This window comes from Microbacterium sp. NPDC056569 (assembly GCF_042793475.1).
GTDB lineage: Bacteria > Actinomycetota > Actinomycetes > Actinomycetales > Microbacteriaceae > Microbacterium.
The window spans coordinates 1-12,048 of record NZ_JBHTUV010000028.1 but is presented as its reverse complement, the minus strand read 5'-3'; the positions used below and the strand labels follow the sequence as shown (position 1 = coordinate 12,048).

Below are 12,048 nucleotides of genomic sequence, written 5' to 3'. Positions count from 1 at the left end.
CAACGTGGTTGGGCCCCCCAAAGCGCCTGTTTATTATAACCCCCCCCGGGGGGCGCGCGCGCGGCCCGTAGGCCGCGCTCGAGCCACGCCACGTACTCGCCGTTGGGGTCGATGCCTCGCGCTGCCGAAACCGGCTTCCGCGCCCAATCGAGACGACAGCGCTCGCCGATAACGACAGCGCGAACTGGTTCGGCGGTGCTCAGCCGAGCTCCAGACCACCCCACTCGCCAGGCTGGGCCAGCTCGCCGTAGTGCACGTCGACGTCGTGCGCCGACACCGACGCGACGCACGCGAGGAGCGACAGCGTCGGGTAGCCGTGCGGGCGGTTGTCGCGGATGATCGCGCCGTCATCGGTCGGCGGAAGCTCGGCCGAGCGGGCGAGCACCTCGACCCACGGCATCCACCACTGTCCTTCGGGTGCCGGTGCGGTAGACCGGAACTCGCCCAGCCACCGCGCGATGCGGGGCGTCCCGCTGTCGTCCACGTCATCGTGGGCGATCATGTGCGTGCCGGGCTCGAGCTGTGTGGTGCGCAGCGCGACGCCGTCCCACGTGAGCACGCGGGCGCGGGCGCCGACGACCTCGACGAGGTTGAAGCCGTGCGTCGCCGGTTCGCCGGCGGGGGAGCGGCCGGCGACGGCGTCGAGCACGATGCCGCCGCGGGACCCGAGCTCGGACTCGGGCCGCGTCGACTCGTCGGCGCGGTTGAGGAGCACGGCGAGGCGCCCCTCCTCCGGGTGCGCAGCGAGCCACGCACCCCCGGCCCGCGCGTCGCGCACGCCCACGACGCCGTCGTGCGGCTCGGGCCACCAGCGGCCCAGCGGGTTCCACGGGCGGGCGGGGTCCTCGTCGCGGATCGCGAGCACGCGTGTGGGCTCATCCGCCGATTCGGGGACGCGGATCACGACGGTGCACATGCGGGGCTCCTCGGGTGGTGTCGCCTGGCGCGGGGCCGGGTGTCGGGCGATCGTGCCAAGATCGGAGGGTGTTCGTCGTGGTCGGGGTCACCGGTGGCATCGCCGCCTACAAGACGGTTCAGCTCGTGCGCCTGCTGGTCAAAGCGGGGCACGAGGTCCACGTCGTCCCCACGGAGGACGCGTTGCGCTTCGTGGGGATGCCGACCTGGGAGGCGATCAGCCGCCACCCCGTGACGACCTCCGTCCATGACGACGTCGCACGCGTGCGTCACGTCGCGCTCGGCCAGGCGGCCGACCTCGTGATCGTCGCGCCCGCGACGGCGAACACCCTGGCGAAGATGACCGCGGGACTCGCGGACGACCTCCTGGGAACGACCCTACTCGCCACGACGGCACCGGTCGTCGTGGCGCCGGCGATGCACACCGAGATGTGGCGCCACCCCTCGACGGTGCACAACATGGCGACCCTGCGCGAGCGCGGCGTCGTCGTGGTCGGTCCGGAAGAGGGGGAGCTCACCGGCGGCGACAGCGGGCCGGGACGGATGTCGGAGCCCGAGGCGATCCTGGCGGCCGCGCTGGCCGCGGCCGAGGGCGCCGCCGGCGACCTGCGCGGACTGCGGGTCGTGGTGAGCGCCGGGGGCACGCGCGAGCCGATCGACCCGGTGCGCTACATCGGCAACCGCTCGAGCGGGCGGCAGGGGGTGGCCGTCGCCCTCGCCGCGGCCGACCGCGGCGCCGACGTCGTGCTGGTCGCCGCCCATGTGGACGACGGCGTGCTGGCGGCAGCATCCGCTCGTTCCGGCGTGCGCGTCGTGCGCGCGGGCACCGCGGCTGAGCTCGGCGAGGCCGTCACGGCCGAGGTGGGAGCAGCAGACGTCGTGGTGATGGCGGCGGCTGTGGCCGACTACCGCGTCGCGGAGGTGTCGCCGCTCAAGCGCTCCAAGGAGTCCGCGCCCGTCGGCGGGGTCACCCTCGACCTGATCGAGAACGACGACATCCTCGCGGGACTCGTCCGTCGCCGGCGTGACGGCCAGACGATCGTCGGATTCGCGGCCGAGACGCCCGGAGACGGTGAGACGCTGCTCGAGCGGGGGCGCCGCAAGGCGGCGCGCAAGGGCGCCGATCTGCTCGCCGTGAACGAGGTCGGCTGGTCGAAGGGGTTCGAGGCCGCCGACAACGCGGTCACCATCATCAGCGCCGACGGCGAGGTCGTCGGTGCCCGCCGGGGGAGCAAGGACGACGTCGCCACTGCCCTGTGGGACGCGGTGCTCATGGTGCGCGAAAGCCAAGCGAATAAAAAGTAACGAATAAGTAACGGCGCATGTAGAGTGGTCCGCACCACGTCGACGAGGACGTGGGGAACGACCCCCCGGAGGACATGCCCGATGCCCCGCTCCGCGGCATCCGATCGCGCCCGCGACCGGATCCACGCTCTGTCCGTCGTGTGCGTCCTGGCGATCGCGAGCCTGGTGATCGCCTTCCTCGGCGCGACACCCGCCCGCGTCAGCTCGCGCGAGCTGATGGGCGATGAGCGAACGCCCGGAGAGGCCGCGTTCATCGCGAGCCACCGCGGGGGAGCGGCGACCGCTCCCGAGAACACGCTGCCCGCCATCACCGCCGCCCTCGCTGCCGGCTTCGAGTACGTCGAGGTCGACGTCGCGCTCACCGCCGATCGCCAGCCGGTGCTCATGCACGACAAGACGGTCGACCGCACCACCGACGGGCACGGCCGCCTGGCCTCCCTGACCCTCGCCGACGTGCGGGCCCTCGACGCCGGGGCGTGGTTCGACCGCTCCTACGCCGGCACGCCCGTTCCCACCTTCGTCGAGTTCCTCGACGCCCTCGTCGCCGCGGACGGGCGCGCGATCGTGGAGATGAAGGGCGAATGGGATGCTGCGGCCGTCGACGCGGCCGTCGCCGAGGTCGCCGCGCGCGGCCTCGAGCGCCGCATCGTCTTCGCGAGCTTCGACGCCCGCACGCTCGCGCTCGCCGCGGCGGGGTCGGATGTGCTGTCTCGGCTCCTGATCCTGAAGCAGCTCCCTTCGGACGTCGTGAGCGCGGTCGCCGAGGCGGGCGCGCGCGGCGTCGTCGTCAACCGCAAGGCGGTGCTCGCGCGTCCGGGCATCGTCGACGAGCTGCACGCGGTCGGCGCCCGCGTGGTCGTGTACACGCTCAACGACGACGCCCAATGGGACGAGGTCACCGCGCTCGGCGTGGACGGCATCGTCACCGACGACCCGCACACGCTGTCGGAATGGCAGAGCGTGTACGCCGGGCCATGACGGCTGTGCTCGTCCGCGCGGCGTGGCCCGCAGCATCCGTCGCCCTGCGTCGTTAGGGTCGAAGGCGCGCCGCGCTCGCCCGCTGCGGTGCCTGACGAGAGGTGGCGTGAGGATGGTCGTGCAGAGCCGGTTGACGCGGATCCTGATCGGGTGCGTCGCGCTCACCGCGCTGGCCGCGGTGGCCACCGGATGCCGTCCCGAGTCCGGCGCGACGCCGTCGAGCAGTCCCTCGGTGACGATGAAGGAGCAGACGCCCGATCCGTCGGTCACCCCCGTCGAGACCGAGAAGCCGCAGGCCGCATTCGACGTGCCCGCCGCGTGCGAGGAGATCTACTCCGCGGCGATGCTGGCGCAGCTGCAGTCCGCGAACCCGCCCCTCAACGATCCCGGCGTGACGATGCTGTCGACGGAGAACGCCGATCTGCTCGAGATCATCCACGGCGGCGCTCCGACCCTGCGCTGCTCGTGGGGGCAGCCGAGCGAGTACGGACTTGCGACCAACGTGACCGCGATCGACGCCGAACAGCAGCAAGCCGTCCTCGCTGCGCTGCCGGCGGCGGGGTTCGGGTGCGAGGCGCTCGGCGACGGAACGGTATGCCGCATCGAGCAGAGGGGCGTGACGCTCGACGACCAGGAGTACACGCGCGGCGAGACGCATTACGTCGGCGGCGGCGGACTCGTGACGACCGCGTGGATCAACTTCGCCCCCGAGGGCTACACGGAAGACGTCGTCGCGACGCTCTGGGGCTGAAACCGCGGCTTTTCGCGCGCCGTCTTCACCCGTTCCGGGGCTCCTTCCCCTAGAATGGAGCGCGGGGAAACCGCTGACGACGTCGCAGCTCGCAGAAGCGAGTGCCCGCGACCGCCGGCGGCGAAGCCCCGATCCCGCGTTCGCGACGGCGTTCGCGCCGCCCGCGGGAGCACGCAGAACCATCGGTGTCATCCGATCCCCGCCGGACGCCCTATCCGGCACTCACGCTCAGGAGGAGCATGCCGACCACGGCACCCGCCCAGACGGCGCAGCGTCGCCGCAAGTCCTCGTCCGCGCGCCGCGACGACGAGGCCCCCATCATCCCGATCCTCGCCCGCAAGGTGCGCGAGGTCGAGGCCAAGGCCCAGCGCGGCAAGCTGGGGCCGACCAATCGCGTCAAGTTCCAGGTCATCGCCTTCCTCGTCCGCGAGGAGCGCGCGCGTGTGAAAGGCGACACCGAGCTGACGGATGCTGCGCGCGCTGAGCTTCTCAAGCGGCTCGACGGCGTCGCCACCATCCTCGCGAAGACCGCCGCGCGCGACACGTCGCTCATCCAGCTGCTCGAGGTCGACCAGGCCACCTCGCCGGTCGCGCGCCGGATGCGCCGTGACTGGCTGCTCGAGTCAGGAGCCGAGCTGGCTCCCGACGAGCTCATCATCACCGACGTCGCCCCGGTCGTGGCGACGGTCGTGCCGGCCGCGCTCGCGGAGCGCCAGGTAGTGCCGCCGCAGGTCGAGGCCCGCCGTGACTCCAACCCGTTCCTGGCGCCCGATCTCACGATCCGCGCCCCGAAGCAGACGCCGCGCCGGCGCCTGGACAGCTGGGAGCTCATGGGCCCGCTGTACAAGGCGTTCGAGACCGGCGCCGGCGGTGCGAGCGCCTCGATGGAGCTTCCGCCCGTGCCCGAGTTCGATCGCCTCTCGCCGAAGGGCCTCGAGGTCATGCCGCACCAGTCGCGGTTCCTCGAGTCGGTGCGGGCAGGGCACCGCACGTTCCTCCTCGCCGACGAGCCGGGCCTCGGCAAGACGGCGGAGTCGGTGCTCGCAGCATCCGTTGCAGGCGCCTACCCGCTCCTCGCGGTCGTCCCCAATGTCGTGAAGATGAACTGGGCGCGCGAGGTCGAGCGCTGGACGCCCCACCGCCGAGCGACCGTCATCCACGGCGACGGCGAGGGCATCGACGCGTTCGCCGACGTGTTCATCGTCAACTACGAGATCCTCGACCGTCACCTCTCGTGGCTCGGCTCGATCGGGCTCAAGGGCATGGTGGTCGACGAGGCGCACTTCATCAAGAACCTCACGTCGCAGCGCTCGCAGAACGTGCTGGCGCTGGCGACGCGCATCCGCGAGCAGGTGCCCGACCCGCTGCTGCTGGCCCTCACCGGCACGCCGCTGATCAACGACGTCGAGGACTTCGACGCGATCTGGCGCTTCCTCGGCTGGACCACCGGCGAGAAGCCCGGCACGGTGCTCATGGAGAAGCTCGACGAGACCGGGCTCACGCCCGCCGACAAGGCCTTCTACCCCGAGGCGCGCGACGCGGTGATCTCGATGGGAATCGTCCGTCGCAAGAAGAAGGATGTCGCTGCCGACCTGCCCGACAAGCTGATCGCCGACCTCCCCGTCGAGCTCGACGACGAGTTCGGCCGATCGATCCGTCAGGCCGAACGCGAGCTCGGCGAGCGGCTCGCTGCGAAGTACCGCCGCATCATCGAGGCGCGGGGCGACCGCGGCTACGGCCCGGGCCACATCGACGAGGACATCGTCCGCCTCGTGGCGCACAACGAGCTCGAAGAGTCGAAGGCCGCAGGAACGGGCTCCGAGAACGTCTTCACGATGGTGCGCAAGATCGGCCAGGCGAAGGCCGTCCTCGCGGCCGACTACGCCGTGCAGCTGCAGCGCTCGGTCGGCAAGGTCGTGTTCTTCGCCAAGCACATCGACGTCATGGACACGGCCGAGGCGCACTTCGCCGCCGCGGGGCTCAAGACGGTGTCGTTGCGCGGCGACCAGGCCACCACCGCCCGCCAGCACGCGATCGACGCGTTCAACAACGACCCCGAGGTCGGGATCGCCGTCTGCTCGCTCACCGCGGCCGGCGTCGGCGTGAACATGCAGGCGTCGTCGAACGTCGTGCTCGCCGAGCTGTCGTGGACGGCCGCCGAGCAGACGCAGGCGATCGACCGCGTGCACCGCATCGGCCAGGACGAGCCCGTCACCGCGTGGCGCATCATCGCCGCGCACACGATCGACACGAAGATCGCCGAGCTCATCGACTCCAAGCAGGGTCTGGCGGCCCGCGCGCTCGACGGCGAGGCCGTCGACCCGCAGTCGAGCGACTCGGTGCAGCTGTCGGCGCTCATGCACCTGCTGCGTCAGGCGCTCGGCGCGGCGTAGACGCGCCAGGCGAAGGACGGCGCGGGCGCGCGCCGTGGTTCGCCGAGCCCGCCGGCGTGCGCATGCCGCCGCGCCGGGCGAGGGGCGCCACTTTCCTGTTGCGGCGCCCCAGGTATGTGGCGCCGGGACAGGAGAGCGGCGCCGCACAGCGCGTGGTCCCGCCGGCCGGGCGCTCGCTAGGGTGGCGGGATGACGGTCGACGCCGACGCGCTGCTCGCCGGTGCTCGTGGGCGCCGGCTCTGTCTGGAGTACGCAGTGTCCGGCGCGTATCGCGATGAGACCAGCGCAGACCGCGAGGCGGCGGCGACCGCGTGGTGGGCGGCCTCGGCGTTCGAGACCAGCGGCACGACGATCCTGTTCCGCCCGGAGGGCGACACGTCGCCGTTCGTGCCGACGACGCCCACGCCCGCCCAGGCCGCGCGCGCACTCGATGCGATCGGGCTCGACGTCCCCGTCCCGGCGTCCCTGCGAACGGCGCTAGCGGCATCGGTGGACGCGGCGATGTACTGGCAGCCGCCCGACGGCCGCGATCACCTGTGTGCGACAGCGGAGCTGAGGGCGCCGCTCCGGCGCGTCGCCACGGTCATCGCCGGATCGCCCGCAGCGGACTGGTGGACCGGCGGCGTTGCCGAGGACGACCAGTGGGCGGTGCACTGGGAAGGCGCCGGACGATCCTCGCGAGAGGTCGAGGACGAGCTTCGAAGGTGGCGGGAAGCCACGGCCGCCGACGAGGCGCGCGCCGCTGCCGAGCGCCCCGCGGATCCGACGGCTGCGTGGAGCGGCCAATGGTGGTCTATCCCGCCCTCGGGGCTCGTGCGCACGACCCGATCGCTGGGGAAGGCCGGCCCGGCGGGGCTGTGGTTCGGCGAGGACTCGATGGGCGCAGACTCGGCGACCGCCACGCCCGTCGACGTGTACCCGGCGCGCGTCATCGAGATCCGCGGGCCCGAGGATTGGGCGCAGCTGTGCGCGCAGCATCCGCTCGATGTCACCGCTTCCCGGAGGCAGGACTGGTTCCGCGTCACCGGCAGCGATCGCCAGTGGGTGATCCCCGACTGGGCGGCGGTGGCGGCGGAGGCGGACGCCGTGCACCTCACCGTGGCGGGCTACCTGTCGGCCGCGACGCGCCTCATCGAGGTCGACGGGGACCGCGCATCGGTGCTCGCCGCGTGGAACCCCGACGAGACGTTCTGGTTCCGCGGGACGGCGGCGCGCCCCGCGGGCGAGCAGCGGTGGCGGCGCGAGGACGACGGCTGGGAGCGCGTCGCCGACTGACTCCACCCAGGCCCGGCAGCAGCGTGTGGCAGGGCGCGCCGTCCGGCACTAGTGTCAGGGGAGGCAGCGTCGCCGTCCCTCTTCCCCCGACTTGCGAGGAACACAGCATGAAGATCGGCATCCTGACGAGCGGCGGCGACTGCCCCGGGCTCAACGCGGTCATCCGCGGCGTCGTGCTCAAGGGCACGACGACCTACGACCTCGAGTTCGTCGGCATCCGCGACGGCTGGCGCGGTGTCGTCGACGGCGACTTCTTCCCGCTGACCCGGCACGAGGTGAAGGGCCTGTCGAAGGTCGGCGGCACGATCCTCGGCACCTCGCGCACGAACCCCTACGAGGGCCCGCGCGGCGGCGCCGAGAACATCGCCAAGACGATGTACGGCCACCGCCTCGACGGCATCATCGCGATCGGCGGCGAGGGCACCCTCGCCGCGGCGAACCGCCTGTCGAACGACGGCATCAACGTGCTCGGCGTCCCGAAGACGATCGACAACGACCTGCGCGCGACCGACTACTCGTTCGGCTTCGACACCGCCGTCAACATCGCGACCGACGCGATGGACCGTCTGCGGACCACCGGCGACTCGCACCAGCGGTGCATGGTCGCCGAGGTGATGGGCCGCCACGTCGGCTGGATCGCCCTGCACGCCGGCATGGCCGCGGGCGCCCACGCGATCTGCATCCCCGAGGTGCCGATGTCGATCGATGAGATCACCGCCCTCGTCTCGAAGGCCCACGACCGCGGCCGCGCGCCGCTCGTCGTCGTCTCGGAGGGCTTCACCCTCAAGGGCATGGACGAGGCCTACAGCGACAAGGGCCTGGATGCCTTCAACCGCCCGCGCCTCGGCGGCATCAGCGAGATCCTCGCGCCCGAGATCGAGCGCATCACCGGCATCGAGACCCGCGCGACCGTCCTCGGACACATCCAGCGCGGCGGCTCGCCCTCCGGCTTCGACCGCGTGCTCGCGACGCGCCTCGGTCTGCACGCCGCCGACGCGGTCGTCGACGGCGCATGGGGTCAGATGGTCGCGATGCGGGGCACCGACATCGTGCGCGTCCCCTTCGCCGACGCCCTCGGCGAGCTCAACACGGTTCCCCTGTACCGCTACGAAGAGGCCGCCGCGCTCTTCGGCTGAGTCCGTCCCGCGCCCGGTTCCTGAGATCAGGCGAACTGGCGAGGACGGGACGTTTGTCGCCGGATCGTGCTGCGTCGGTGAGATCTCCTGATCCGGAGACGGATGCCTCATCCCGGGGCCTGCGCGCGGCACACCCCTGACGGGCGGCGGGCTCGCGTGCCACGATGGCGTCGTGGCTGGGGTGGCCGTGAGTCCCGTGCTGATCGGACGCCAGGGGGAGTTCGAGGCGCTTCGCGGCGCGCTGTCGGACGGCCGGGCCGGTGTTCCGCGCGCGGTGGTGGTCCGCGGCGAGGCGGGGATCGGCAAGACGCGGCTCGTCGAGGAGGCGATCAGGTCGTTGCGCGCGGAGGCGTCACCGGACGACCCGCCCGTCGTGGTGGCGACCGCGCAGTGCGTCGACGGGGGTGACCTCGCGCCGCCGTTCCACGCTCTCCGTGGCCTCGTGCGAAACCTCCGCGCCGGCGTGGGGGACGGGCTGCTCGACGTCGTCTCGACATCGCCCGGGGCGTTGCGCACTCTGGCCGTGCTGGTCCCAGAGCTTGCGGAATCCAGGGGGACAGCCCCACCAGAACTGGTCGAGCCCTCCTCTGACATCGTCTCGGACACGATCGAGATGGTGGTCGAGCGCCTGAGCGAGCGGTACCACCTCGTGATCGTGGTCGAGGATCTTCACTGGGCGGACGCCCTCACCACATCGTTCGCCACGATGCTCGCGACCACGCTGCGCGGCCGGTACGTCACACTGGTGCTGACCTACCGGCCCGACGAGCCGGCCGCTCGAGCAACGCTCTCGGGGGTGGTGGCGCTCGAAGGCCGGCGCAGTATCCCGCACATCGAACTGGAGCGGCTGTCCGCGGACGACGTGGGCGGCCAGATCGAGGCGATCGCGCCGGGACGTTTCTCCCGGCCCGCGACTGACGCGATCGCCGCGCGCAGCGGTGGCGTGCCGTTCCTCGTCGAGGAACTCGTCGCGCTGCACGGAGAGGAGCTGCCAGGGGCACTGCGTGATCTGCTGCTGCTGCGGTACCGGAGTGCCTCGCCGCCGGCGCGGCGCGTGATCGAGTTGCTGTCCGTCGGCGGTGACGACGTCGATCACGACGTCATCTTGCAGGTGACGGGTGGGGACGCCGCGCTCCTCGAGGACGGAGTCCGGGAGGCACTCGACCGCGGCATCATCACGGTGTCGGCGACCGGGTACCGGTTCCGGCACGCGCTGCTGCGGGAAGCGGTGTACGCGGATGTGCTGCCCGGTGCGCGCCGCGACGCTCATCGGCGCTACGCCGATGCGCTCGAGCACCGGGCCGGTGCGTCGTTCTCCGCCCTGGTCGCCGTCGCCGAGCACCTGACGATGGCCGGGGACGTGCCTGCGGCCTTCGACGCGACGCTCCGGTGCCTCGCTCAGCCGGGCGCCGAGCTCGCTCCGTCGGCGACCGCGGCCCTCTGGCGCCGCCTCGCCGACTGGTGGGATGCCGTCCCCGACGCGGAGGGCCGTGTCGGCGGTGCGTCCCGCATGGAGGTGCTGCGGCGTGCGGGCGAGGCTCTCTGGCACGCCGGTGAGTACGAAGAGGCGCGCACGGTCATGATGGCCGCGCTGGCGCTTCCGGGGCCGAGCGATCCCGTCGAGCGCGCCGCCGCGCTGTGGTGGCTGGTGCTGTGCGAAGGATGGATCACGAACCGGGCCGACGAAGCCGCGCTCGTCGAAGCCGAAGGGCTGCTCACTGACCGCGAGGAGCCCGCTGCCCGCGCGCTGCTCGCGCTCGTCAGAAGCCTGCTCGGTCGCGACGAGATCGATGCCCTGCAGGCGGCGGTCGCGATCGCTCGCGATGCGGAGGATCCCGCGACGCTCGCGATCTGCTTGACGAACCTGGCCGGGCGGTTCGCGTTCGAAGGCGAGCTGGATCTCGCCGCCGTCGCGGGGCGGGAGGCGCTCGCGGTGGCGAATGGTGGGGCGGAACGGCACCGCGCCCGGATGGTGCTCGCCGACGTCGCGTTCTTCGAAGGTCGTTACGAGGAGGCGCTTCAGCTCTACGCCGTGATGCTCCAAGAGGCGCTCGACGCCGGACGGGAGCGTGGCCACGGCGCGATCGCCATGCTGCTGATGGGTCAGGTGCTCCTCCCGCTCGGTCGCGTCGACGAGAGTGCGGCGCAGGCGCGCCGTGCCCTGCAGCTTGTGGCGGTGCCACTCGACCGTTCGGCTGCGCTCCGCATCCTCGCGGAGGGCGATGTGTGGGGCGACCGACTGGCGGCCTACGCCGAGAAGCGTCGACTGACCCGCGACGAGATGCCGGAGGTCTTCGACGTGCCGGACGAGGACGCCGGGTGGCGGCGGCTCGACCTCCTCGAGCAGCTGGTCCGGGTATCGGACGAGCACGACGACCGCCGCAAGCTCGAGCTGCTCTCCGGCGCTCTCGAGCTCGAGGCGGTCCTGCGCACCTCCGAGACGCAGTCCTGGGTGCGCCCCTGGGCGCTTCCGCTGCGAGCCTGGCTGGTCGCCGAGGCTGACAGGGTGCAGGGCATGTACGCCTCCATCGACCGCGGCGCCGCCGGCGTCCGTGGAGAGGCCGAGGCGGTCGCCTCCGCGCTCGCGGATCGCGGCGCCCTCACTCCGCTCGTCGCCTGCGTGGCGGCGGACCTCGCGGCGGATGCCGGGCCCCCGGCCCGCGTGGCCATGTGGCGGGCAGCGCTCGCCGAGGCGCGCGCCGGCAACGGACTACCCGTCCAGTACGCGCATCGAGCCCAGCTGCGACTCGCTGAGACGCTGGTCTCGGCCGGCGACCGAGCGGGCGCGGAGACAGCCCTCGCGGAGCTGCGGGATCAGGTTCCGGCAACGGGTGACGTGCTCTTCGCGCGATGGGCCGACGAGCTCGCGGCCCGCGCCGGCCTCGCGGCCGACCCGGGCAAGAGGATCGCCTCGCTCACCGATCGTGAGTCCCAGGTCCTCGAGCTCGTCGCGCGCGGCATGACCAACCCTCAGATCGGCCGCGAGCTGTTCATCAGCCCGAAGACGGCGTCGATCCACGTGTCGTCGATCCTCACCAAGCTCGGCGTGGCCAATCGCACGGAGGCCGCCGCGTTCGCCCGCGCTCGGACGCCGGACGCGCGGGGACACGACTGAGGGCGGGCTCCACCGGAGCCCGCCCGTCGGCGCGGCGCGTTTCGTCGAACCACGGGATCTCCGCCGAGACCGAGGGCGTCGTCGCCGGTTTCGGCGGAACTGCTCTGGCTCGGTGTGCGGGAACGGATGCCCGGCCCGAGGGCCGCGGCCCCTGCGTCGTCTGCTCGCGCGGTCGAAACC

At 72.3% G+C, this 12,048-nt stretch carries 8 protein-coding genes; 7 read left to right on the top strand and 1 reads right to left on the bottom strand.

Features of this window, described 5'->3' with window-relative positions; translation table 11 throughout:
• Positions 1 to 199: 199 nt before the first annotated feature.
• On the bottom strand, positions 200 to 916 hold the full coding sequence (locus ACFQ7C_RS20195; protein WP_378905737.1) for an NRDE family protein: 717 nt from the start codon (positions 914 to 916) through the stop codon (positions 200 to 202).
• 68 nt (positions 917 to 984) lie between these two features.
• Here ACFQ7C_RS20195 and coaBC point away from each other — a divergent pair, with 68 nt between their 5' ends.
• The 7 genes from coaBC (at position 985) to ACFQ7C_RS20160 (ending at position 11,868) form a co-directional block, all read left to right on the top strand.
• Positions 985 to 2,220: a bifunctional phosphopantothenoylcysteine decarboxylase/phosphopantothenate--cysteine ligase CoaBC gene (gene coaBC / locus ACFQ7C_RS20190; protein ID WP_378905733.1), complete on the top strand. Its 1,236-nt coding sequence runs from the start codon at positions 985 to 987 to the stop codon at positions 2,218 to 2,220.
• Between the two features lie 81 nt (positions 2,221 to 2,301).
• The gene (locus ACFQ7C_RS20185) at positions 2,302 to 3,198 is read left to right on the top strand and encodes a glycerophosphodiester phosphodiesterase (RefSeq protein WP_378905730.1); all 897 of its coding nucleotides are present in this window, start codon (positions 2,302 to 2,304) and stop codon (positions 3,196 to 3,198) included.
• A gap of 112 nt (positions 3,199 to 3,310) precedes the next feature.
• Entirely contained in the window at positions 3,311 to 3,949 is a 639-nt protein-coding gene (locus tag ACFQ7C_RS20180) for a hypothetical protein (RefSeq protein WP_378905727.1), read from the top strand.
• Between the two features lie 239 nt (positions 3,950 to 4,188).
• Positions 4,189 to 6,342, top strand: a complete 2,154-nt coding sequence (locus tag ACFQ7C_RS20175; RefSeq protein ID WP_378905724.1) for a DEAD/DEAH box helicase — start codon at positions 4,189 to 4,191, stop codon at positions 6,340 to 6,342.
• Between the two features lie 189 nt (positions 6,343 to 6,531).
• Entirely contained in the window at positions 6,532 to 7,617 is a 1,086-nt protein-coding gene (locus ACFQ7C_RS20170) for a hypothetical protein (protein WP_378905721.1), read from the top strand.
• A gap of 107 nt (positions 7,618 to 7,724) precedes the next feature.
• Positions 7,725 to 8,753 (top strand): ATP-dependent 6-phosphofructokinase, encoded by a 1,029-nt coding sequence (locus ACFQ7C_RS20165; protein WP_378905718.1) that lies wholly within the window; start codon positions 7,725 to 7,727, stop codon positions 8,751 to 8,753.
• A 172-nt stretch (positions 8,754 to 8,925) separates the two neighbouring features.
• Positions 8,926 to 11,868 (top strand): AAA family ATPase, encoded by a 2,943-nt coding sequence (locus ACFQ7C_RS20160; protein ID WP_378905715.1) that lies wholly within the window; start codon positions 8,926 to 8,928, stop codon positions 11,866 to 11,868.
• Positions 11,869 to 12,048 lie beyond the last annotated feature (180 nt).

Bases quoted from the DNA above. Each gene is read 5' to 3' on its own strand.
- ACFQ7C_RS20165 (WP_378905718.1), top strand. From the start codon at position 7,725: ATGAAGATCGGCATCCTGACGAGCGGCGGCGACTGCCCCGGGCTCAAC.
- ACFQ7C_RS20175 (WP_378905724.1), top strand. From the start codon at position 4,189: ATGCCGACCACGGCACCCGCCCAGACGGCGCAGCGTCGCCGCAAGTCC.
- ACFQ7C_RS20180 (WP_378905727.1), top strand. From the start codon at position 3,311: ATGGTCGTGCAGAGCCGGTTGACGCGGATCCTGATCGGGTGCGTCGCG.
- ACFQ7C_RS20170 (WP_378905721.1), top strand. From the start codon at position 6,532: ATGACGGTCGACGCCGACGCGCTGCTCGCCGGTGCTCGTGGGCGCCGG.
- ACFQ7C_RS20185 (WP_378905730.1), top strand. From the start codon at position 2,302: ATGCCCCGCTCCGCGGCATCCGATCGCGCCCGCGACCGGATCCACGCT.
- ACFQ7C_RS20195 (WP_378905737.1), bottom strand. From the start codon at position 916: ATGTGCACCGTCGTGATCCGCGTCCCCGAATCGGCGGATGAGCCCACA.